Below are 22,341 nucleotides of genomic sequence, written 5' to 3' on the forward strand. Positions count from 1 at the left end.
TCTTCGGCATCACTGCTGGTCACCCGGTGTGCGCAGCCGGAACCGCTGGAGTTTGCCGGTGGCCGTGCGCGGCAGCGCGTCCAGGAACACGATCTCGCGCGGACACTTGTACGGCGCCAGCTCCGCCTTGAGGAACGCGCGCAGCGCCTCGCCGTCCCGCCGCGCACCCGCCGCGACCACCACATGGGCGACGACGACCTGGCCGCGCGCCTCGTCGGGCCGTCCCACCACCGCCGTCTCCACCACGTCCGGATGACGCATCAGGGCCTCCTCGACCTCGGGTCCCGCGATGTTGTACCCGGCCGAGATGATCATGTCGTCGGCGCGGGCGACGAAGCGGAAGTACCCGTCCGGCTCGCGGACGTACGTGTCGCCGGTGACGTTCCAGCCGTCGCGGACGTACTCCCGCTGCCGCGCGTCCGCCAGGTAGCGGCACCCCACCGGACCGCGCACCGCGAGCAGCCCCTGCCGTCCGTCCGGCACCGGCTTCCCGTCCTCGTCCTGCACCCGCGCCCGCCAGCCCGGTACGGGCACGCCCGTCGTCCCCGGCCGTATGCCGTCGTCGGCGGCGGAGATGAAGATGTGCAGCAGCTCGGTGGCGCCGATGCCGTTGATGATCCGCAGCCCGGTCCGCTCCTGCCAGGCCCGCCAGGTGGCCTCGGGCAGGTTCTCGCCCGCCGACACACACCGCCGCAACGACGAGATGTCGTACTCGTGCGAACCCGTCCGCGTGGCCGCCCCGTTCAGCTCGCCCAGCATCGCCCGGTAGGCGGTCGGCGCGGTGAACAGCACCGACACCCGGTGCGCGGCGACCGCCGGCAGCAGCTGCCTCGGCCCCGCCTGTTCCAGCAGCAGCGCGCTGGCCCCGGCCCGCATCGGGAAGACGACGAGACCGCCGAGGCCGAAGGTGAAGCCGAGCGGGGGAGACCCGGCGAACACGTCGTCCGCGCGGGGCCGCAGCACATGTTTGGAGAAGGTGTCCGCGATCGCCAGCAGATCCCGGTGGAAGTGCACGCACCCCTTCGGCCGCCCGGTCGTCCCGGACGTGAACGCGATCAGCGCCACGTCGTCGGCCGCCGTGTCCACCGCCTCGTACGGCCCCCGCGCCCCGTCCGCCGACGGCAGGCCGAGCAGGTCCCCGGGCCCGTCCCCGCCGAAGGTGGCGACCCGCAGCCCCGGTACGTCCGCCTTCACCAGGTCGTCCACATGCCGCAGGTCGCACAGCGCGTACGACACCTGGGCCAGCTCGCAGATCGTCGCCAGCTCCTGCGGCCGCTGCTGCGCCAGCACGGTCACCGCGACCGCCCCCGCCTTCAGCACCGCCAGCCAGCAGGCCGCCAGCCAGGGCGTGGTGGGCCCGCGCAGCAGCACCCGGTTGCCGGGGACCACCCCGAGGCCGGACGTCAGCGCGTGGGCGACCCGGTCGACACGGGTGCGCAGTTCGCCGTACGTCCAGACCTCCCCGGCCGGCGTACGGAAGACGGGCCGGCCCGGAGCGCCGCCGTCCAGCAGCTCGGCGGCGGCGTTGAGCCGGTCCGGATAGCGCAGCTCGGGCAGGTCGAACGACAGCTCGGGCCACTGGTCCGGTGGCGGGAGACAGTCCCGGGCGAAGGTGTCGACATGGGCGGTGACCCTGGAGTTCATGACGTTCGCCCCCTGCTGTGGTCCCTGCCGAAGTGGACGCGCATGTGGTGGTGGGCTCGCATGCCGTGGGTGCCCGGCTCCAGCGAGCGTATCGCCTTGGTGACGGCAGTCAACAGTTCGCGATAACCTCGGTGAGGGTCCCGAGGGCGTGCTCGTGGCGACCGGCCCTCGGGGGAGAAGGGACGGGCAATGACCGCATTCTCGCTCGAACCGGAGCAACTCGCCTGGCGTGCCGAGCTGCGCGCCCTGGCCGCCGAACGACTGCGCCCCCTGGCCGACAAGAGCGAGCCCGGCCACGTCAACCGCCCTCTGGTCGCCGAGCTGGGCCGACTGGGACTGCTCGCACGGCTGTTCACCTCGGGCGCGCTCGACCTCTGTCTGATGCGCGAGTCACTGGCGTACGTGTGCACGGAGGCCGAGACGGCGTTGGCCCTCCAGGGCCTCGGCGCCCATCCGGTGCACGCCCACGGCACCCGGGCCCAGCGCGCCCGCTGGCTGCCCCGGGTGAGCGACGGCGACGCGGTCGCCGCCTTCGCGCTCAGCGAGCCGGGCGCCGGCTCGGACGCGGCGGCTCTCGCCCTGCGGGCGGAGCCCGACGGCCCCGGCCGCTGGCGGCTGACCGGCGAGAAGTGCTGGATCTCCAACGCCCCCGAGGCCGACCTCTACACCGTCTTCGCCCGCACCACTCCCGACGCGGGCTCACGCGGCGTCACCGCCTTCCTGGTCCCGGCCGACCGCCCCGGCCTCACCGGCACCCCGCTCGACATGCTCTCCCCGCACCCCATCGGCACCCTCGACTTCGACGCCGTCCCCGTCACGGCCGACGACGTCCTCGGCGCACCCGACCGCGGCTTCCGTGTCGCCATGGCCACCCTCAACCTGTTCCGCCCCAGCGTCGGCGCCTTCGCGGTCGGCATGGCCGAGGCGGCTCTCGACGCCACGCTGGAGCACACGGCCGAACGGGACGCGTTCGGCGGCAAGTTGCGCGACCTCCAGACGGTCGCCCACCAGGTCGCCGAGATGGCGCTGCGCACGGAGGCGGCCCGGCTGATGGTCTACGCGGCGGCAGCGGCGTACGACTCCGGCGACCCGGACGTGCCCCGGCGGGCGGCGATGGCGAAGCTGCTGGCCACGGAGACCGCGCAGTACGTCGTCGACGCGGCCGTGCAACTGCACGGGGCGCGGGCGCTGCGCCGCGGCCATCTGCTCGAACACCTCTACCGGGAGGTGCGGGCGCCCCGTATCTACGAGGGGGCGAGCGAGGTGCAACGGGCGGTCATCGCCCGGGAGTTGTACCGACGGGCCGCGTCGGGGGAGGGGCCGTCATGAGCGTCGAGCGGGTGAACCCGGCCGGGCTGTCACCGCCCACCGGCTTCTCGCACGCCGTGGTCGCCACCGGCACCCGGGTGGTGTTCCTGGCGGGCCAGACCGCGCTCGACGCGGACGGCAAGGTCGTGGGGGAGACGCTGGAGGAGCAGTTCGAGCGGGCGCTCGGCAATCTGCTGACCGCGCTGGAGGCCGCCGGCGGCACACCGGCCGACCTCGCCCGGGTCACGGTCTACGCCACGGATGTCGCCGACTACCGGCTCCGCGCACATCAACTCGGCCGTGTCTGGCGGCGCTTGGCGGGCCGGGACTATCCCGCGATGGCGGTGATCGGCGTCGTACGGCTGTGGGACGAGCGGGCGTTGGTGGAACTGGACGGCTTCGCGGTGCTGCCGTAGCCGTACCGGCCCGGGGGTGTCAGGCGGCGACGGCGAGACGGCTCGGGGCGACGATGCTGCCGTCGGGCAGGATCTCACCGGTGTCGTCGAAGACGATCGCCCCGTTGCACAGCAGGTTCCAGCCCTGCTCGGGGTGGAAGGCGACGACATGGGCGGCGTCGCGGTCGGAGCTGCCGGCCGAGGGGCACAGGGGCTGGTGTGAACACATGGCGCGCCTCCACGTCATCGTGAGTCCGGCGGCGAGTCACCGCCTCGCACTACAGACGATGCCCGCGCCCGGAACTCATCGCCACACCCTTTCCGGAGACGTGACAGCACCCGGACGTCCTGTGACAGGACGCGGACATAACCCCCCGCGCGCGGGTCGCACCCGGTGGTGAGGGCGGCGGAACCGGTAGTGAGGACGGCGGAACCGACGCGCCGACGATGGAGTGATGATCAGCTGAACGGACAGCCGCGGCCGGTACCCCTGGAGTCCCTGGAGTCCCTGGAGTCCCCGTTCAAGGAGGTCAACGGATGTTCCGTTCCCGTGTTCCCCGGGCCGCCGGTACGGCCCTCGGTGCCGCGCTGTTGCTGCTCGCCGCCGTCCCGTCCGCCGGTGCCACGACCGAGCCGTCCGAGACGGTGACCGTCGACCCGACCGGCGTCGTCGCCCCGGACGGCAGGCTCACCCTCTCCGGTACCTACCGCTGCCTCGGCGGCAACGGCCCCGTCTTCGTGTCGTCCTCGCTGCAGCAGGGCGACAGCCGGATCCGCAAGGGCGTCGGCGGTTCGACGGCGGTCTGCGACGGCGCGGTGCACACCTGGACCAACACCGACCGGGCGCAGCCGGGCCGCTTCCTGCCGGGCCCCGCCCGGGTGGAGGCCACCATCACGGAGCTGTCGGGCAGCGGTCTGCCGCTGCCCAGGTTCCACGCGCTGCGGCAACAGGACATCACCCTCGTCGAGGGCTGAGCCGAGCTTAGCCGACGGCCGGGCGCGGGCCCGGCGACGGCTACGGCACACACGAAGGCGGCCCCGGTGGTGGGTGGTTCACCGGAGCCGCCTTCTTCCCCTGTGCCGGGGCCTGTCGCTTCAGCCCGCTACTTCAGCAGGTGCACGCGCTGCGTCGTCAGGTCGTAGCGGGCGCCGACGATCGCGACCTCGCCCGCCTTCACCTTGGCGGCCAGGTCGGAGTCGGCCGCGAGCTTGGAGCGGACCAGCCGGACGTTGGCGTCGATGGTCGCCGCGACCCGGGCGTCACCGGTCACGCTGTGGTCGATGGCCGGGGCGATCTCGTCGGCGATGTACTGGATGCCGCTCGGCAGCTCCTCACCGCTCTCGTCCACCGCGACGGCCGCCTTCACCGCGCCGCAGGACTGGTGACCGAGCACCACGACCAGCGGGATGTCCAGTTCGAGGACGCCGTACTTGACGCTGCCGAGCACCGACTGGTCCAGCACCTCGCCGGCGCTGCGCACGGTCATCAGATCGCCGATGCCCTGGTCGAAGACCAGCTCCGGGGGGACCCGGGAGTCGATGCAGCCGAGGATCAGGGCGAAGGGCTGCTGACCGGCCGCCGCGGCCTTGCGGGCCGTGGTGCCCTCGTCGGGGTGCTGCTGGTGGAGGGTCCGCCAGCGGCGGTTGCCCTTCGACAGCTCCTTCAGCGCCTCGTCCGCCGTGCTCGGCCGCGTGCGGGTGGCGGCGGAGGACTTGGGGGTGGCGCGGGTGGAGCGGGAGACGGTCTCGGCGTCGGCCGGGAAGGCACCGACCGCGAGGCCACCACCGAGGACGGCCGTACCGGCCAGCGCGGCGCGCAGGAGTGAGCGTCGGCCGCGCGGCTTCGCGTGGGATATCGGGGCGTCGGCGTCGGCGGCGGTCGCCTCGGCGCCGTCACCTCTGGGGGGTGTCGCGTCAGAGTTCACGGGCAGGAACGTACGTCCGGGCTAAACGCTCAAATGTTCAAGTTGCCCAATCATGGACGAGCGTTGATCAATCATGGCCGTTCCTTGAATCGTTCTTGGCCGCTTCGGGGAAGGTTTTTGGACAGCCGGTCTCCTGCTGTTCGCTTTACGGCGTGGGAGCGCTCTCCGTGCCCGTGTCCAGCCAGGTCGTCAGCGCCCACCACCAGTGCAGCGTCGCCAGCGTCCCGGACGGGCCGTCGAGCGAGCCGTCGGTGAGCGAGGTGCCGGTGAGGTGGTGCAGCCGGCCGAGCCGGTAGCGGACGGTGTTGGGATGGGTGAACAACGCCGTCGCGGTCCGGTCCAGCCGCCGTCCGCAGTCGAGGAACGCCCGTGCGGTGAGCGCGAGTTGGCGGTGGAAGTCGTCCGCCGGATCGAGCCCGGCGAGGAACCGTCCGCTGAGCGCCGCGCCCAGCACGGAGTGGTCCGCCATTGCGATCTCCCCGGCCAGATCGGTCAGTTCCCGCACCCCGCGCAGCCCTCGCCGCCCGCCGATCTCCAACCCCCGTACACACAGCCGGTACAGCGGACGCAGCCGCTCCGGTGTGTCGACCGGTGACGCGACCACCAGCGCCACTCCGTCCCCGCCCCACTCGGCCAGTTCCTCGCTCCCCGGCAGCCGGGGACACAGTCCCACCGGACGGCCGTCGACGACCCCGAAGACGCCGGGCAGGGCGGACAGTCGGGCGGTGAGCGCGCGGGCGTGCGCCGGATCGCCGGGGTCCGCCACCAGGCAGTGGTACCGGCCGTGCGCCCGCAGACCCTCCCGCGCCAGCTCCGCATGGGACGGTACGGGGCTGTCGTCGCCCTCGGCCAGCAGCCGTCGCAGCAGCCGTGCGCGGGCCTCGCCCGCCCCGCGCGGGGTGCCCGACTCGGCGGCGCGGTAGCCGCCCACGACATGCCGCTCCACGGCGTCGCCGTACTCCTTCAGCCGCAGGACGACGGTGAGCAGCGCGGCGTCGGACACCCCGGCCGAGCGGCTGCGCTCGACGGTGATCTCCACGACCCGGGTGAGGGCGGCCTGCACCCCGCGCAGCACGGCGGTCATCGGGATGCCCTGGGCCGCGCGGTCGGCGCCCAGCAGCAGCGCGGCGGCGAAGTCGTGCTCCTCGACCCCGCCGAGCGTGGTGAGCCAGGCCTCGGCCGCCCCGATCAGGGCGTTGACATGGGAGAGGGTCTCCGCCTCGCCGAGCCGGGCCAGTTCGGGGGACCGGCCGCGGGCCGCGCGGACCAGTTCCTCGCAGACGTCCGTGTCGGCGGCCATGGCCCGCAGGACGCCGGTGACCGGCTCGCGCTCGTGGACGACCGTCATGGGCGCTTCTCCCGTCCCGTACCCACCCGTTCCGTTCCGTCCCCGGTGCTGTCGCCGGGCCACAACGAAGGGTGGATGTGTTGATCCCCGGCCACTACCCCACGGTTGTGTCCACCTGGTTTCCTTGAGGGCTACCGACGGTAACAGCGCTGATGTCGCAGGAACAGCCCCCGTCCCGCGCGTACTTCCCGTCCCTCCCCCCGGAAGGTCCACGCCTGTGCCCATTTCCCTGGAGAACTCCGCCTCCCCGGACGGGGTCAGCCGTCGCCGGGTCCTGACGACGACCGGTGGTGTGCTCGCCGGTGCCGCCCTCGCCGCCCAGGCGGTCCCCGCCTTCGCCGCGACGTCGTACGACGCGGACGCGATCGTGGTCGGCCACGGTCTCGCCGGCCTGGTCGCCACCGCCGAACTCGCCGCGGCCGGCCGCAAGGTGCTGCTGCTCGACCAGGAACCGGAGGCGAGCCTCGGCGGCCAGGCCTTCTGGTCCTTCGGCGGCCTGTTCTTCGCCGATTCCCCCGAACAGCGCCTGATGGGCATCAAGGACTCCAAGGAACTGGCCTGGCAGGACTGGCTGGGCACGGCCGGTTTCGACCGGGGCATCAGCGACCCCTCCGGCCAGGACTACTGGGCCTACAAGTGGGCCGAGGCGTATGTCGACTTCGCCTCGGAGGAGAAGCACGACTGGCTCGCGGGCCTCGGCATGCAGTGGTTCCCGATCGTCGGCTGGGCCGAGCGCGGCGGCGGCCTCGCCGACGGCCACGGCAACTCCGTGCCCCGCTTCCATGTCACCTGGGGCACCGGCCCGGCCGTGGTCGAGCCCTTCGAGAAGAAGGTGCGGGCGGCCGTGTCGGCCGGGAACGTCACCTTCAAGTTCCGCCACCGCGTCGACGGCCTGATCACGACCAACGGCACCGTGACCGGCGTCCAGGGCGCGGTCCTGGAGCCGAGCAACGTCTCGCGCGGCAAGCCCAGCTCCCGTACGGTCGTCGGCTCCTTCGAGCTGAAGGCCCCCGTGGTCGTCGTCACCTCCGGCGGCATCGGAGCCAACCACGACCTCGTCCGCGCCAACTGGCCCGCCCGGATGGGCGCCGCCCCCAAGACCATGATCACCGGCGTGCCCGCGCACGTGGACGGCCGGATGCTCGCCATCACCGAGAAGGCCGGCGGCCGGATCGTCAACCCCGACCGCATGTGGCACTACACCGAGGGCCTGCGCAACTACGACCCGATCTGGCCCGGCCACGGCATCCGCATCCTGCCCGGTCCGTCCTCCATGTGGTTCTCCGCCACCGGCAAGCGCTTCAACACCCCCGACATCCCGGGCTACGACACCCTCCACACCCTCAAGACGATCACCGACACCGGGTACGACTACTCCTGGTTCGTGACCACGCAGAAGATCCTCGCCAAGGAGTTCGCGCTCTCCGGCTCCGAGCAGAACCCGGACCTCACCGAGAAGAACATCTGGATGCTCCTCTCGCGCATCTGGCAGACCCCGGAGCCGATCGAGAAGTTCAAGAAGAACGGTGTGGACTTCGTCGTCGCCTCGTCCCTGTCCGAAATGGTCCGGGGTATGAACAAGCTGACGGGGGAGAACCTGATCGACCTCGCCGACCTGACCCGGCAGATCGAGGCCCGCGACCGCGAGATCGACAACGAGTACACCAAGGACGTCCAGGTCATGGGCATCCGCAACGCCCTCAGGTACCCCGGCGACACGCTCAGCCGCACGGCCTCCGCCCACAAGATCATGGACACCAGCGCCCACCCGCTGATCGCCGTACGCCTCAACATCCTGACCCGCAAGACCCTCGGCGGCCTCCAGACCGACCTCTCCGGCCGCGTCCTGAACGCCTCCGGCAGCCCGGTCCCCGGTCTCTACGCGGCCGGTGAGGTCGCCGGCTTCGGCGGCGGCGGGGTGCACGGCTACCGCTCCCTGGAAGGCACCTTCCTCGGCGGCTGCCTCTTCTCGGGCCGCCAGTCGGGCAGGGCGGCGGCGGAGGCCACGGGCTGACCGGACCGCGGGGTGGGGGCGTGCCCGCACGCCCTCACACGCGGTGCGCGAAGACCACCAGGTTCTCCGTGTAGTCCATGACCTTGCGGTCGTAGGCGCCCGCACAGGTGATCAGCCGGACCTCGGGGCGCGACGCGTCGGCGTACACCCGCTTGTCGGGGAAGTCGTCCTTCTCGAACGTCTCCACGTCGTCGACCACGAAGGACACCCGGCTGCCGTCCGCCCGCGCGACGCGGAAGACGTCGCCCTCCTCCAGCTCGCCCAGCCCCGCGAAGACGGCCGGCGAGGTCGCCGTGTCGACATGCCCGGCGATGATCGACGTGCCCCGCTCCCCGGGCGCGGCGCCGTCGGCGTGCCAGCCGACGAGGTTGGTGTCGTCGGCGGGCGGGGCGTCGAGCTGCCCGTTGCGGCCGACGGCGAGGGGCACGAAGGGGGCGCTCACCCCGATCTTCGGGATGAGCAGCCGGATCGGCCTGGCCCCGGGGTCCCGCGGCCGTCGCTCCGCCGGCCGTTCGACGGGGGCGGCCTCCTCGGTGGGGGAGGCGGCGGGGGCGGCCTGCGGGGCGTGCCGGGCGTTCGGCGGGCGGGAGGCGTCGGACGAGTCCTCGCCGCCGAACAGACTCACCGCCAGGATCATCAGCACGACGCCGCACAGCACGGTCAGATTGACGCGCGCGCCGGAGCGGGGCGGCACCGGGTCGGTGCCGGGGGGAGAAAGGTGGGCTGCCATCGAAACCACCTCACCAGGTACGGCAGCGGAACGGACGAGTCGTCGTCGGCGGCCGGAGTGGTCGGGCCGACGGGTGTGTTGTCGGGTGCGGGTGCGGGTGCGGGTGCGGGTGCGTGGGGCCTGGGCGAAAAGCACGGGGCGCAGCCCCTGCTTTTCAGGGGCGCGGGGAACTGCGCGACCAGCCCCCACCGGACCGTCGGACGCCGGCCGGGCCGCCACACGACACACGGTGCGGCGGCCCGGTGGCTATCGGGCCCGGTATCGCGCCCGGCATGGGATCAGGCCACGCTTCCGGCGGTGTTCCGGCGGCGCAGGGCGTACATCCCCGTACCGGCCACCGCGAGGACGGCCATGCCGCCCGCCGTCACCGCGGGCGAGGCGAGCGCGCCGCCACCGGTGTGCATCCCGCCGCGCGGCTTGGCGTGGTCGCCCTTCCAGGCGCCCTCTTCCTCTTCGTCCTTCCAGGAACCCTTGTCGTGGTCGCCCTTCCACGACTCCTTGTCGCTCTCGCCCTTCCAGGACTCCTTGGACTCCTTGGTGGACTCCTCCGCCTGGTCGTAGCCCCCGGCGCCGGGCTTGGCGCCCCGCTCGGAGTCCCACTCCTGCGCGTCGGTGAGCGAGGTCAGCGCACCGCCACCCGTGTGAACCCCGCCGCGCGGTCCGTCGTGGCCGCTGTCCTTGTCGTGTTCCTTGCTGTAGCCATTGTCCTTGTGCTCCCACTCGTCACCGTCGGCGTACGCGCCGGGCGCGGTGACGCCGAGGACGGCGGTGGCCGCCGCGGTAACGAGCAGCATGCGGGCAGAACGCATCTGATGGTCCTTCCGCCGCAGCGCGGGCAGCTGGTGCTTCGTCAGCTGACGTGACCCGGCTCCGACGTGATCCACCGTCAGCCGGATCCCACTCCACCACCACTCAGGACGATCAGCCGGGTGAACCGGGGGTCCGCTCCCCGAAGGCCTCCAGGAGGCGTTCCGCGGCCCGGGTGGCCGTCAGCTCGCCGTCCCTGACCTGTTGTTCGAGGCCGGGCGCGAGGGAGCGGACGCCGGGGTGGGTGCGCAGCCGTTCGAGGAGTTCGTCGTGGACCATGGACCAGGTCCAGTCGATCTGCTGGTCCCGCCGCCGGGCGGCGAGGCGGCCCGTGGACTCCAGGAGCGCGCGGTGCTGCTCCAGGCGCTCCCAGACGGTGTCCAGGCCGGTCGACTCGCGGGCGCTGCAGCTCAGCACCGGCGGCGTCCAGGCCGCGTCCCTGCCGTGCATCAGCCGCAGGGCGCCCGCCAGCTCACGGGCCGCCGTCCGGGCGTCGCGTTCGTGCGGGCCGTCCGCCTTGTTGACGGCGAGGACGTCGGCCAGCTCCAGGACGCCCTTCTTGATGCCCTGGAGCTGGTCGCCGGTCCGGGCGAGGGTGAGGAGCAGGAAGGAGTCGACCATGTTCGCGACGGCCGTCTCGGACTGGCCGACGCCGACGGTCTCCACCAGCACCACGTCGTAGCCGGCCGCCTCCATCACCACGATCGACTCCCGGGTGGCCTTGGCGACCCCGCCGAGCGTCCCGGCCGTCGGCGAGGGCCGTACGAAGGCCGCCGGGTCGACGGCCAGCCGCTCCATCCGGGTCTTGTCCCCGAGGATCGAGCCGCCCGTACGGCTGGACGACGGGTCCACCGCCAGCACCGCCACCCGGTGCCCGAGCGAGGTCAGCATCGTGCCGAACGCGTCGATGAACGTCGACTTGCCGACCCCCGGCACCCCGCTGACCCCGATCCGCCGCGCCCGCCCGCTGTGCGGCAGCAGAGCGGTCAGCAACTCCTGCGCCAGCACCCGGTGTTGGGGCCGGGTGGACTCGACGAGGGTGATGGCGCGGGCGATGACCGCCCGCTTCCCGTCGAGGACACCCTTGGCGTAGGCGTCGACATCGATCACCGGTCGTGCCCGAGGTCGCCCGACAGCCGCTCCACCAGGTCGTACGCCGCGTCCGGGATGACCGTGCCGGGCGGGAAGACGGCCGCCGCGCCCATCTCCAGGAGGGTCGGCACGTCCTGCGGCGGGATCACCCCGCCGACCACGATCATGATGTCCTCGCGGCCCTCCTCGGCCAGCTGCTCCTTCAGCGCCGGTACGAGGGTGAGGTGCCCGGCGGCCAGCGACGACACCCCGACGATGTGCACGTCCGCCTCGACGGCCTGGCGGGCCACCTCGGCCGGGGTCTGGAACAGCGGGCCGACGTCCACGTCGAAGCCCAGGTCGGCGAAGGCGGTCGCGATCACCTTCTGGCCGCGGTCGTGGCCGTCCTGGCCCATCTTGGCGACCAGGATGCGGGGGCGGCGGCCCTCCGCCTCGGCGAAGCCGTCGACCAGGCTCCGGGTGCGCTCCACGTTCGGGGACTCGCCTGCTTCGTTGCGGTACACCCCGGAGATCGTACGGATCTGGCTCGCGTGGCGGCCGTAGACCTTCTCCAGGGCGTCGGAGATCTCGCCGACGGTGGCCTTGGCGCGGGCGGCGTTCACTGCCAGCTCCAGCAGGTTGCCCTCGCCGCCGGCGGCCCGGGTGAGGGCGTCCAGGGAGTCCTGGCACGCCTGCTCGTCGCGCTCCGCGCGCAGCCGCCGCAGCTTCTCGATCTGCTGGGCGCGGACGGAGGAGTTGTCGACCTTGAGGACATCGATCTGCTCGTCGCTGTCGACGCGGTACTTGTTGACGCCGATGACCGGCTGCCGTCCGGAGTCGATGCGGGCCTGGGTGCGGGCCGCCGCCTCCTCGATACGCAGCTTGGGGATGCCCGCGTCGATGGCCTTGGCCATGCCGCCCGCCGCCTCGACCTCCTGGATGTGCTGCCAGGCGCGGCGGGCGAGGTCGTACGTCAGCTTCTCGACGTAGGCGCTGCCGCCCCACGGGTCGATGGCGCGGGTGGTGCCGGACTCCTGCTGGATGAGGAGCTGGGTGTTGCGGGCGATGCGCGCCGAGAAGTCGGTGGGCAGCGCGAGGGCCTCGTCGAGGGCGTTGGTGTGCAGCGACTGGGTGTGGCCCTGGGTGGCCGCCATCGCCTCCACGCAGGTACGCGTGACGTTGTTGAAGACGTCCTGTGCGGTCAGCGACCAGCCGGAGGTCTGCGAATGGGTGCGCAGGGAGAGCGACTTGGAGTTCTGCGGGTCGAACTGTTTCACCAGCTTGGCCCACAGCAGGCGGGCCGCGCGCAGCTTGGCGACCTCCATGAAGAAGTTCATGCCGATCGCCCAGAAGAACGACAGCCGGGGCGCGAACGCGTCCACGTCCAGGCCCGCCTCCCGGCCCGCGCGGATGTACTCGACACCGTCCGCGAGGGTGTACGCCAGCTCCAGGTCGGCCGTCGCGCCGGCCTCCTGGATGTGGTAGCCGGAGATGGAGATGGAGTTGTAGCGGGGCATCTTCTGCGAGGTGAAGGCGAAGATGTCGGAGATGATCCGCATCGACGGCTTCGGCGGATAGATGTAGGTGTTGCGGACCATGAACTCCTTGAGGATGTCGTTCTGGATGGTCCCCGCCAGCTTCTCCGCCGGCACACCCTGCTCCTCGGCCGCCACGATGTAGAGCGCGAGCACGGGCAGCACGGCGCCGTTCATCGTCATGGACACGGTCATCTTGTCCAGCGGGATGCCGTCGAAGAGCTGCCGCATGTCGAGGATGGAGTCGATGGCGACGCCCGCCATGCCGACGTCGCCGGTGACGCGCGGGTGGTCGCTGTCGTAGCCCCGGTGGGTGGGCAGGTCGAAGGCGACGGACAGGCCCTTCTGACCGGCCGCCAGATTGCGGCGGTAGAAGGCGTTGGACTCCTCGGCCGTGGAGAAACCCGCGTACTGGCGGATCGTCCAGGGCTGGTTGACGTACATCGTCGGGTACGGGCCGCGCAGATACGGGGCCACGCCCGGGTAGGTGCCGAGGAAGTCCAGGCCCTCCAGGTCCTGCCCGGTGTACAGCGGCTTGACCGGGATGCCCTCCGGGGTCTCCCAGAGCGGATCGTCCCCGCCGGACGCCTTCTCGACCGCCGTACGCCAGTCGTCGGCACCGCCGTCGAGGGCCGGGGAGCCCAGCTCGATCCCGGAGAAGTCGGGGACGGAGGGGGTGGACGGAGTGGAGGGGGTGGTGGGGGTGGTCATCGGGACACTCCCATGCGGTCGAGGGTCGCGGAGAGCACGGCCACGGCGTCGCAGCCCGCGAAGACGTAGGCGTCGACATCGGTGTACTGCCCGGGGCGGCCGGCGAGGAACACGTGCGAGGCGCCGGCGGCTTTCAGCTCGGCGGCCACGGTCGCGGCCCGCTCCTCGTAGAGCGCGTCACTGGAGCACAGACAGACCTCGGAGGCGCCGCTCTCCTCGAACGTGCCCTCGGTGACCGGCTCGATGCCGCCCGCCTGGAAGAGGTTGGCGGCGAAGGTCGTCCGGGCGGTGTGGGCGGCGGCGGGGCCGAGGGAGGCCAGATAGACGCGGGGCCGGGCGCCGGTCGCGGCCAGCTGGGCGTCCGAGCGGGCCCGCAGCGCCTCGTACGCCTCGTCGCGGGTGACGCGGGGCAGACCGCCGGACGGCGGCTCGGGGGCGGGTTCGCGGACCACCGGCTTCTCGGCCAGGTGCGGGAACTCGCTGACGCCGGTGACGGGTTCGCGGCGCTTGGCCAGCTTGGCGCTGCGGGCCGCCCAGGTCGCGGCGAGGCGGTCCCGTACGGTGCCGGAGCGCAGCGCGGCGGCCTGACCGCCCGCGCCCTCGATCTCCTGGAAGAACTCCCAGCCCGCGTGGGCCAGTTCGTCCGTGAGCCGCTCCACGTACCAGGAGCCGCCCGCCGGGTCGATCACCCGGGCGAGGTGGGACTCCTCGATGAGGATCGTGGAGGTGTTGCGGGCGATGCGCCGGGCGAAGGCGTCCGGCAGGCCCAGCGCGTGGTCGAAGGGCAGCACGGTGACGGAGTCGGCGCCGCCCGCCCCGGCGGCCAGGGCGGCGATCGTGGTGCGCAGCATGTTCACCCACGGGTCGCGGCGCGTCATCATCACCGGCGAGGTCACCGCGTGTTGGACCTGCGCCCCGGCGGCGGGCGCCCCGCACACCTCGGCGACCCGGGCCCACAGCCGCCGCGCGGCCCGCAGCTTGGCGATCGTCAGAAACTGGTCGGCGGTCGCCGCGTATCGGAACTCCAGCTGCCCACAGGCCTGTTCGACGCTCAGCCCGGCCCCGGTCAGCTCCCGCAGATACGCGACACCGGTCGCCAGCGAGGCACCCAGCTCCTGCGCGGCCGAACCGCCGGCCTCGTGGTACGGCAGGGCGTCCACGGTCAGGGCCCGCAGCCCCGGGTACTCCTCGGCGCACAGCCGCGCGAGGGCGGCGACCGGGGCGATGTCGTACGACTGTCCGGTGCGGGCCTCGTGGCCGAGGGGGTCCCCGCCCAGGTTGCCGCGCGCCGCGTCCTTGGCGACACCGCGCTCGGCGTACAGCCGCAGCAACTCCCGTGCGGCGGGCTCGAACCCGGCGCCCGCGTCCAGGACGACCGGGGCGAGATCGAGGTAGACGCCGTCGAGCACCGGGGCGAGCGACGACACCGGCAGACCGGACGCGCCGACCGCCAGCCACAGGGAGGTGGCGCCGTTCTCCAGGTCCGCGAGCACCGCGTCGCGGTCCGCCGCCGTGTGCCGCTGGCGTACGTCCCAGCCGCCGACGGTGTTGCCCTCGGCCCGGCCTCCTCGTACGAAGGGTGCGAAGCCGGGGAGACCCGGAGGGGGCGCGATGTCGTGCGCGGTGTAGAGAGGACGGGTGCGCAGCCCGTCCTCCAGCGCGGTGGACAGGGCTTCCTCGGCCTGAGCGCCCTCGACGTCCTTGCCCGACTTGCGCAGCACGCCCGCAACGAGGCGCTGCCACTGCTCGTGGGTGGCGTCAGGGAACTCGGCGGCCAGCTCAAGCCCGTCGTCAGGCAGGACCGTCATGCTCGGATGCTAGGCCAGAGACACAAAGGAGCAGCAGGGGACGCGGCTGTGACCTTGCCCTCCCTGGAACGACCTTGAAATCGGGCGGGTTACCTGCCGGTCACTTACGGGGCCGGCGATGAACGTCGTGGGGGCGTCCGCCGTACCTCGTGCCAAGCGGCCCGTGCGCCCCCGCGGCGCGGTCACCGGGCCGACCGAGGACAGGAGCGACCCCATGGCCGAGAAGTACTTCACCGTGTTCGGGATGAGCTGCGCGCACTGCGCCGCGAGCGTCACCGAGGAGGTCACCGGTGTGTCCGGCGTCACCGAGGTCGATGTCGACATCCGGGCCGGCCTGGTGACCGTACGCGGGGACGCGGTCGACGACACGGCCGTCCGCGCGGCCATCGAGGAGGCGGGGTACGAGGTGGCGGAGGTCGTACGGCAGACCGCGGCCTGAGCCCGACGGGCGGGAAGGAGCCGGTCCGGACGGGTCCGGTTGGGACGGGACGGGACGGGAGGGGACGGGAGGGGACCGGGCGAGAACGGAGGGGGCCGGGCGGGACCGGACCGGGAACGAGGAAGGGAAGGCGTCGGAACGTTGCCGGAACACGGCAATGAAGCGGTCCCGCTGCCCGTGTGAGGATTTCGTCAAGCCGGAGAGCGGCGGCGGGGCGGGAGGGGGCGGCGCGGATGGCCTGGTACTTCGGACTCGGCATCACGGGGGTCGTGCTGCTCGTCCTGTCGCTGCTCTTCGACGGGGCGCTGGAGGGTGTGTTCGACGGCGTTCTGGACGGCGCCCTGGAAGGGTGGCTGTCGTTGCCGGTCGTCGCCGGGTTCCTGGGGGCGACCGGCTTCGGCGGGGTTCTCGCGACCGAACTGCTGGACGCGGGCCCGGTGGTCGCCACCGGGTGCGGCGCTCTCCTCGGGGCCGGCGCGGCCTGGGTGACGTACCGCTTCGGCCGGGCCCTGGCGCGCGACCGGACGGCCGCCGCACCGCGGGGCGGGGACCTGGTGGGTACCGCGGGGAGTGTGGTGACCGCCATTCCGGCCGACGGGTTCGGTGAGGTGCTGCTGCGGCTCGCCGGACAGCCGGTGAAGTTCGCGGCGCGCAGTGCGGGGCCGGTCGCCCGGGGTGCCGAGGTGTGGGTGGAGGCGGCGCCCACCGCCACGTCGGTGGTCGTGCGCCCCGTGGACGCCTGAGCCCGTCTCTCCTCCTCTTTCCCTTTCTCTTTCCTTCTCTTCTCTTCTCCTCTCTTCCTCTTCTCTTCTTCTGTCTCGTGTGATTCGGGGGGTATTCGTCATGAGTTCTGTCGTGCTCGCGGTGCTGGGGGTCGTCGTGCTCCTGGTGCTGCTGGCTCTGGTCGTGGTCACCCGCTACAAGGTGGCGGGTCCCAGTGAGGCGTTTATCGTGACCGGGCGGCGTGGCAAGCAGGCCACCGATCCGGAGACCGGGCGGGTGTTCACCGACAACAGCGGGCAGAAGGTCGTGGTCGGCGGCGGGGTGTTCGTCGTGCCGTTCGTGCAGCAGCGGTTCACGCTGGACCTGTCGTCGCGGCACATCCCGGTGGCGGTGCGCGGCGCGGTCACCCTGCGCGGGATCAAGGCGAACCTCGAAGGGGTCGCCATCGTCAAGGTCGGCGGCACCGAGGACTCGATCCGGGCCGCCGCCCAGCGGTTCCTGATGCAGCAGGACGGCATCGTCGGCTTCACCCAGGAGGTGCTGTCGGGCGCGCTGCGGGCCATCGTGGGCCGGATGTCGGTGGAGGACGTGATCCGGGACCGGGCCGCGTTCGCCGGTCAGGTCGCCGAGGAGGCGGAGGCCAGCCTCTCCGGGCAGGGCCTGGTGCTGGACGCCTTCCAGATCCAGGACATCACCACCGAGGGTTCCTATCTGGAGGACCTCGGCCGTCCGGAGGCCGCGCGCGCCAAGCAGGAGGCCGACATCGCCGAGGCCGTCGCCCGGCGTGCCGCCGAGCAGGCCCGGCTGAAGGCGGAGGAGGAGATCGCGGTCGCCCAGCGGACCTTCTCCCTCAAGCAGGCCGAGATCAAGGCCGAGACGGACTCAGCCGCCGCGCAGGCGAACGCGGCCGGGCCGCTCGCCGAGGCCGCGCGGCAGCAGGACATCCTCACCCAGCAGGAGAAGGTCGCCGAGCGGCAGGCCGCGTTGAAGGACCGTCAGCTCGACACCGAGGTTCGCAAGCCCGCCGACGCCCAGCGGTACGCGGCCGAACAGGAGGCCGAGGCCCGGCGGGTGGCCCGGGTCAAGCAGGCCGAGGCGGAGCGGCTGGCCGAGATCGCGGGCGCCCAGGCGGAGGCGGAGCGGGCGCGGCTGACCGGTGAGGGCGAGAAGCAGCGGCGTACCGCGCTGGCCGAGGCGGAGGCCGTCGAGGGGCTCCGGCAGGGCGAGTCCGAGCGGGCCCGGCGGGCGGCGATCGCGGAGGCGGTGCGGCTGGAGGGCGAGGCTGAGGCGGCGGCGATCGGCGCGAAGGGGGCGGCGGAGGCCGAGGCGATGCGGCAGAAAGCGGACGCGTTCGGGCGGTACGGCGACGCGGCGGTGCTGCAGATGCTCGTCGAGGTGCTGCCGCAGGTCGTCGCCAAGGCGTCCGAACCGCTGGCCGCGGTGGACAAGATGACGGTGATCTCCACGGACGGCGCCGCGCGCATCCCTCGCGTGGTCGCCGAGAACGTCGCCCAGGGGCTCGAACTCCTCGGCTCCACCACGGGTGTCGACCTCGCGGAGCTGCTGAAGGGGGTCACGCGGGACAGGGCGCCGGTGCATGCCGGTGACAACGGCAAGGTCGAGATCGGCGAGTGAGGCGAGTGACAGGGTGAGCCTGAGGTAAAGGGAAATGGGTAGCGCTTTACCTATTGTGTAATTTTACCTTTTCGTATTGCGCTAGAATCCTTTACCAAGCGCTAACGCTCTGGTGAGCGCTTATTTGCTCATTCGTTCGAGTGGTGGTCGGAGTGGTTCGGCCGACGGCGTGTTGGGGGGCGTGACATGGGTCGAGTCATCCGCGTGCGCGTCGTGAACGCCGCGCGCGACGCCGTTCCCGATACCGGCCGCGCAGCGCGTCCGAGCGACCGCCCCGCGCACTGACACCCTCACCGCCGTAGCGGACGTCCGTCGACCGCCCGATGTGCTCGGGCGGTCGACCCGTGTCCGCGGGAACCCGCGCGCCCGTACGACGCCGCCCACGGCCCGGACACGCCTGCGCACGCACCCTCCGCGCACGCAATCCCTGCACACGCAATCCCTGCATATGCAATTCCCGCACACGCATGCGCATCCGCACGCGCACCAGGCACAGACGCCGTCACCGCACTCGTCAACGGAGGACAGACGCCCGTGCACCACACCACCGCCATGCTCATCGAACTCGGGGCGATCATCCTCGCCCTGGGGCTGCTGGGCCGCCTCGCCGGACGGGTGGGCTTCTCACCCATACCCCTCTATCTGCTCGCCGGACTCGCCTTCGGCCACGGCGGGATCCTCCCGCTGCAGGCCAGCGAGGAGTTCGTCGCCACCGGCGCCGAGATCGGCGTCATCCTGCTGCTGCTTCTGCTCGGCCTGGAGTACAGCGCCTCCGAACTCGTCACCAACCTCAAGACCCAATACCCCTCCGGCGCGGTCGACTTCGTCCTCAACGCCGCGCCCGGCGCCGCGATGGCGCTGCTGCTGGGCTGGGGGCCGGTCGCCGCCGTCGCCCTCGCGGGCGTCACCTGGATCTCCTCGTCCGGCGTCATCGCGAAGGTCCTCGGCGACCTGCGCCGCCTCGGCAACCGCGAGACGCCGGTCGTGCTGAGCATCCTCGTCCTGGAGGACCTCTCCATGGCGGTCTATCTGCCGATCCTCACCGCGCTGCTGGCCGGGGTGAGCCTGGCGGGCGGCGCGCTGACCCTGCTGATCGCGCTGGGCACCGTGGTCACCGTCCTCTATGTCGCCCTGCGCCACGGCCGGTTGATCAGCCGTGCCGTCTCCTCCGACAACGCCGAGATGCTCCTCCTCGTCGTCCTCGGTCTCACGCTCGTCGTCGCCGGGATCGCCCAGCATCTCCAGGTGTCGGCCGCCGTGGGCGCGTTCCTGGTCGGGATCGCGCTGTCCGGTGAGGTCGCCGAGGGGGCCAGCAGCATCCTGACGCCGCTGCGGGACCTCTTCGCCGCCGTCTTCTTCGTCTTCTTCGGCCTGCACACCGACCCCGCCGACATCCCGCCCGTCCTCCTCCCGGCCCTCGCACTGGCCGCCGTCACCACGCTCACGAAGATCGCCACCGGGTACTGGGCCGCCCGGCGGGCCGGGATCTCCGTCAAGGGCCGCTGGCGGGCGGGCGGAACCCTGGTCGCGCGCGGCGAGTTCTCCATCGTCATCGCCGGCCTCGCGGTCGGGGTCGAGCCCCGCGTCGGCCCTCTCGCCACGGCCTACGTCCTCATCCTGGTCGTCCTCGGCCCCCTCACCGCCCGCTGGACCGAACCCCTGGCCCACCGCCTCACCCGCCGCGCCCCGACCCCACCCCAGGAGACACGGCCCGAGCCGGCCCCGGAGCCCACGGAAGCGGCGGTCCACGCGAACGCGTGAAAGGGCGGACGATGTGGGGCGGGCGACCGCGATATGCGCGGGACCGCGATGGGCGGGGGACCGCGATGGGCGTGGGACGGAGACGGGGGCGAGGACATGAACACACCGCACAGGAACGGCAGCAGTGCCCGGAACGCGGGCGACGACTCCGGCGGGACCGGCCCGGCCCCGGCGCCGGCCGGCACCCTCGCACCCGGCACAGCCGGCCCCACTCCGGCCGCGGCCCTGCCCCTCACCCCCGTACAACCCATCCCCATACGACCCACCACCCCCGCCGAGGAGTTCCTCGACGGGTTCGAGCGGATCGTCGCGGACGCCGCGCCCACCGGGCGGCGGCTGACGCGGGACGAGATCGAGTCGCGGCGGGCGCTCGGGGCGCGGGCGGCGGAGGCGGGGCACGGCTGGCGGTCGCTGGTGCGGGCGCATCTCGCGGCCGGCCGGGAGAACTGGCCGCGGGCGGCCGACCCGGACAGCGTCCTCGCCGTCATCGAACAGGCCGTGGACGCCTTCGCCGACGGCTACGAACGCGCCCAGCGGCTCGTGGTCCGCAAGGAGGAGGCCGCCCGCCGGGAGTTCATCGACGACCTCCTGCACGGCCGCGGCGACCAGGGCCAACTCGCCGCCCGCTCCGAACGGTTCGGGCTGCGCCTGTCCCGCGCGCACGCCGTCGCCGTGGCCGAGGGACCGGAGAAGTACGACGAGACCGACCCCGTACCCCGCCAGGTGGCGAGCGACCTGTTCGCGCGCTTCGAGAACCGCCGCATCCTGTTCACCACCAAGGACGGCCGGATGGTGTGCATCGCCCCCGGCGACCAGGACGACGTCCTCACCCACTTCGCCAAACGCGTCTACGCCGCCACCGGCCGGGCCCAGGTCGCCATCGGCCGCTCCCGGCCCGGCACGGTCGGCATCGGCCACAGTTACGAGGAGGCCCTCAACGCCCTGGACGTCGCCCAGCGGATGGGCCTCGACGAGCCGCTGCTGCGCGCCGCCGACCTGCTGGTCTTCCCGGTCCTGGCCCGGGACCGCCAGGCCCTGGTCGACCTGGTGGGCAGCACGCTCGGCCCGCTGGAGCAGGCGCGCGGCGGGGCCCGGCCCCTGCTGGACACCCTCACCGCGTACTTCGACACGGGATGTGTGGCCGCCTCGACCGCCCGGCGGCTCTCCCTCAGCGTGCGGGCCCTCACCTACCGGCTGGCCCGCGTCCACACGCTCACCGGTTCCGACCCGACCGAGCCCGCCGACCGCTACACCCTCCAGACCGCGGTCATCGGCGCCCGCCTTCTCAACTGGCCGACGCGGCCCCTGAGTTCCACGGAGGTGTCTTCGTGAGGGTGATCTGCCCGCCTGGCCGGCGGTGTTCTGCTACTTCACCTTGTGGTGCGGGGACGGGCTCGACCGGCGGATCCGGGAACTCCTGCGCTGCCCGGTGAGGGAGAAGCCCCGCCGATCAGGCCCGTCACGCATCGGTGGCGGCGTTCGACCTCCCCAGGCATCCCGCCGCCTCCTCGTCCGCAGTCCGTCGAATGCCCCGGGCGGCGGACACGAAACAGACAGATCTTGCGGGGTGTGTGGAGATCAGGTCGGGGCACACGGCGGGACGGAGGTTGGTAACCATGGCTGGTCGGCTTCTTCGCGCGCTCTGCCGGACCGAGTGGGAAGCGAGGCCGCTGGTATCGCTGGTAGGACGCCAGCTGTGGGCGGGGGCGCACCGATCACCGGTGCGCCCCCGCCCACGTCTGGATGTCTCTCCCGTCCTCAGCAGGAACCGGCCCGTACCAGGAGCAGCGCTTTCAGGCTGCCGCGGCGAGGCCGAGGCCGATGCCGATGAACAGCCAGCCGGTCGTCAGTTCCCAGCGGTGGCGGACCTTCGGGCGGGCGAGGAATGCCCGTAGTCGCGCGGTGACGGCGACAACGATGAACCAGTAGGCGACACCGATGACGATGTCCAGGGTGCCGAGGAAGAAGATCTGCCGCGATGCCGAGCCGCCGCCGTGGACGAACTGCGGCAGGATGCTGAGAAAGAACAGAGCCGCCTTGGGGTTCAGCACATTGGTGAGGAAACCCTGGGTGAAGCCGGATCGCCACTCGCCGTGGACCGGGCCGTCGTCGGCCGAGGCCCGCGGGGGAGCGCTGTCTCCCAGGCCGTCGGTCGCCTCGGCCGCCTCTGGCCCGGCGGTCCGTCGCGCGGCCAGCACGGCTCGCACTCCCAGGTAGACGAGGTAGGCCGCGCCCAACAGCTTGATGGTGTCGTAGACCGCCGGTGACCGGGCGGCGATCAGCGACAGTCCGACCGCGGCGGCGAGCATGTGCACGCACAGTCCGGTCTGGGCGCCCAGCGCCGCGGCCCGTCCCTTGGCGGGATTCTCGGTGGCCGATCTCACCACCACGAGGAAGTCCGGGCCGGGGACCACATACGCCACCAGCACTACGCCGAGGAAGCCGACGAGGTCGACCGACATCCGTTCTCCCCTTTCGCAGCCCCCG

Annotated in this window: 19 protein-coding genes; 9 read left to right on the forward strand and 10 right to left on the reverse strand. The window is 72.4% G+C overall.

The window, feature by feature from the left end:
* Positions 1-9: 9 nt before the first annotated feature.
* Entirely contained in the window at positions 10-1,644 is a 1,635-nt protein-coding gene (locus tag ACZ7MG_RS28005) for an AMP-binding protein (protein ID WP_471384643.1), read from the reverse strand.
* 189 nt (positions 1,645-1,833) lie between these two features.
* Between ACZ7MG_RS28005 and ACZ7MG_RS28010 the strand changes: the two genes are divergently transcribed.
* Together ACZ7MG_RS28010 and ACZ7MG_RS28015 are read left to right on the forward strand one after the other, a co-directional pair.
* Positions 1,834-2,973 (forward strand): acyl-CoA dehydrogenase family protein, encoded by a 1,140-nt coding sequence (locus ACZ7MG_RS28010; protein WP_471384641.1) that lies wholly within the window; start codon positions 1,834-1,836, stop codon positions 2,971-2,973.
* Positions 2,970-3,368, forward strand: a complete 399-nt coding sequence (locus tag ACZ7MG_RS28015; RefSeq protein WP_471384640.1) for a RidA family protein — start codon at positions 2,970-2,972, stop codon at positions 3,366-3,368. The genes ACZ7MG_RS28010 and ACZ7MG_RS28015 overlap by 4 nt, the downstream gene beginning before the upstream one ends.
* Positions 3,369-3,387: 19 nt before the next feature.
* Here ACZ7MG_RS28015 and ACZ7MG_RS28020 read toward each other — a convergent pair whose 3' ends face one another.
* Positions 3,388-3,576: a DUF5999 family protein gene (locus tag ACZ7MG_RS28020; protein ID WP_471384637.1), complete on the reverse strand. Its 189-nt coding sequence runs from the start codon at positions 3,574-3,576 to the stop codon at positions 3,388-3,390.
* 308 nt (positions 3,577-3,884) lie between these two features.
* On the opposite strand from ACZ7MG_RS28020, the gene ACZ7MG_RS28025 reads away from it, so the two are divergent.
* The gene (locus ACZ7MG_RS28025) at positions 3,885-4,322 is read left to right on the forward strand and encodes a DUF6299 family protein (protein WP_471384634.1); all 438 of its coding nucleotides are present in this window, start codon (positions 3,885-3,887) and stop codon (positions 4,320-4,322) included.
* 128 nt (positions 4,323-4,450) lie between these two features.
* Here the strand turns inward: ACZ7MG_RS28025 and ACZ7MG_RS28030 are convergent, their stop codons facing one another.
* Both ACZ7MG_RS28030 and ACZ7MG_RS28035 read right to left on the reverse strand, forming a co-directional pair.
* Entirely contained in the window at positions 4,451-5,272 is an 822-nt protein-coding gene (locus ACZ7MG_RS28030) for a carbonic anhydrase (protein ID WP_471384631.1), read from the reverse strand.
* Between the two features lie 145 nt (positions 5,273-5,417).
* Complete coding sequence (locus tag ACZ7MG_RS28035) at positions 5,418-6,620, reverse strand: PucR family transcriptional regulator (RefSeq protein ID WP_471384629.1); 1,203 nt, start codon at positions 6,618-6,620, stop codon at positions 5,418-5,420.
* A gap of 217 nt (positions 6,621-6,837) precedes the next feature.
* Between ACZ7MG_RS28035 and ACZ7MG_RS28040 the strand changes: the two genes are divergently transcribed.
* Positions 6,838-8,634 (forward strand): FAD-binding dehydrogenase, encoded by a 1,797-nt coding sequence (locus ACZ7MG_RS28040; protein WP_471384626.1) that lies wholly within the window; start codon positions 6,838-6,840, stop codon positions 8,632-8,634.
* 34 nt (positions 8,635-8,668) lie between these two features.
* Here ACZ7MG_RS28040 and ACZ7MG_RS28045 read toward each other — a convergent pair whose 3' ends face one another.
* The 5 genes from ACZ7MG_RS28045 to ACZ7MG_RS28065 form a co-directional block, all read right to left on the reverse strand.
* The gene (locus ACZ7MG_RS28045) at positions 8,669-9,364 is read right to left on the reverse strand and encodes a class F sortase (RefSeq protein WP_471384624.1); all 696 of its coding nucleotides are present in this window, start codon (positions 9,362-9,364) and stop codon (positions 8,669-8,671) included.
* A gap of 278 nt (positions 9,365-9,642) precedes the next feature.
* Positions 9,643-10,173 (reverse strand): hypothetical protein, encoded by a 531-nt coding sequence (locus ACZ7MG_RS28050; RefSeq protein ID WP_471384621.1) that lies wholly within the window; start codon positions 10,171-10,173, stop codon positions 9,643-9,645.
* 112 nt (positions 10,174-10,285) lie between these two features.
* Positions 10,286-11,281 (reverse strand): methylmalonyl Co-A mutase-associated GTPase MeaB, encoded by a 996-nt coding sequence (gene meaB / locus ACZ7MG_RS28055; protein ID WP_471384618.1) that lies wholly within the window; start codon positions 11,279-11,281, stop codon positions 10,286-10,288.
* Complete coding sequence (scpA, locus tag ACZ7MG_RS28060; RefSeq protein WP_471384616.1) at positions 11,278-13,488, reverse strand: methylmalonyl-CoA mutase; 2,211 nt, start codon at positions 13,486-13,488, stop codon at positions 11,278-11,280. Before scpA ends, meaB begins: the two co-directional genes overlap by 4 nt.
* Complete coding sequence (locus ACZ7MG_RS28065) at positions 13,485-15,296, reverse strand: methylmalonyl-CoA mutase family protein (protein WP_471384613.1); 1,812 nt, start codon at positions 15,294-15,296, stop codon at positions 13,485-13,487. The genes scpA and ACZ7MG_RS28065 overlap by 4 nt, the downstream gene beginning before the upstream one ends.
* Positions 15,297-15,510: 214 nt before the next feature.
* On the opposite strand from ACZ7MG_RS28065, the gene ACZ7MG_RS28070 reads away from it, so the two are divergent.
* From ACZ7MG_RS28070 to ACZ7MG_RS28090, 5 genes are all read left to right on the forward strand, one after another.
* On the forward strand, positions 15,511-15,735 hold the full coding sequence (locus tag ACZ7MG_RS28070) for a heavy-metal-associated domain-containing protein (protein ID WP_471384610.1): 225 nt from the start codon (positions 15,511-15,513) through the stop codon (positions 15,733-15,735).
* 233 nt (positions 15,736-15,968) lie between these two features.
* Positions 15,969-16,478, forward strand: coding sequence for a hypothetical protein (locus ACZ7MG_RS28075; RefSeq protein WP_471384606.1), 510 nt, complete (start codon positions 15,969-15,971; stop codon positions 16,476-16,478).
* A gap of 100 nt (positions 16,479-16,578) precedes the next feature.
* Positions 16,579-18,093 carry an SPFH domain-containing protein gene (locus ACZ7MG_RS28080; RefSeq protein ID WP_471384603.1) on the forward strand — a complete coding sequence of 505 codons (1,515 nt, stop codon included), beginning with the start codon at positions 16,579-16,581 and terminating at the stop codon, positions 18,091-18,093.
* 534 nt (positions 18,094-18,627) lie between these two features.
* Positions 18,628-19,854, forward strand: coding sequence for a cation:proton antiporter (locus ACZ7MG_RS28085; RefSeq protein ID WP_471384601.1), 1,227 nt, complete (start codon positions 18,628-18,630; stop codon positions 19,852-19,854).
* A gap of 96 nt (positions 19,855-19,950) precedes the next feature.
* A complete protein-coding gene (locus tag ACZ7MG_RS28090; protein ID WP_471384598.1) occupies positions 19,951-21,186 on the forward strand; it encodes a PucR family transcriptional regulator in 1,236 nt (411 codons plus the stop codon).
* Between the two features lie 461 nt (positions 21,187-21,647).
* Here ACZ7MG_RS28090 and ACZ7MG_RS28095 read toward each other — a convergent pair whose 3' ends face one another.
* Positions 21,648-22,316, reverse strand: coding sequence for a LysE family translocator (locus tag ACZ7MG_RS28095; protein WP_471384595.1), 669 nt, complete (start codon positions 22,314-22,316; stop codon positions 21,648-21,650).
* Positions 22,317-22,341 lie beyond the last annotated feature (25 nt).

This window comes from Streptomyces sp. NPDC107538 (genome assembly GCF_055657445.1).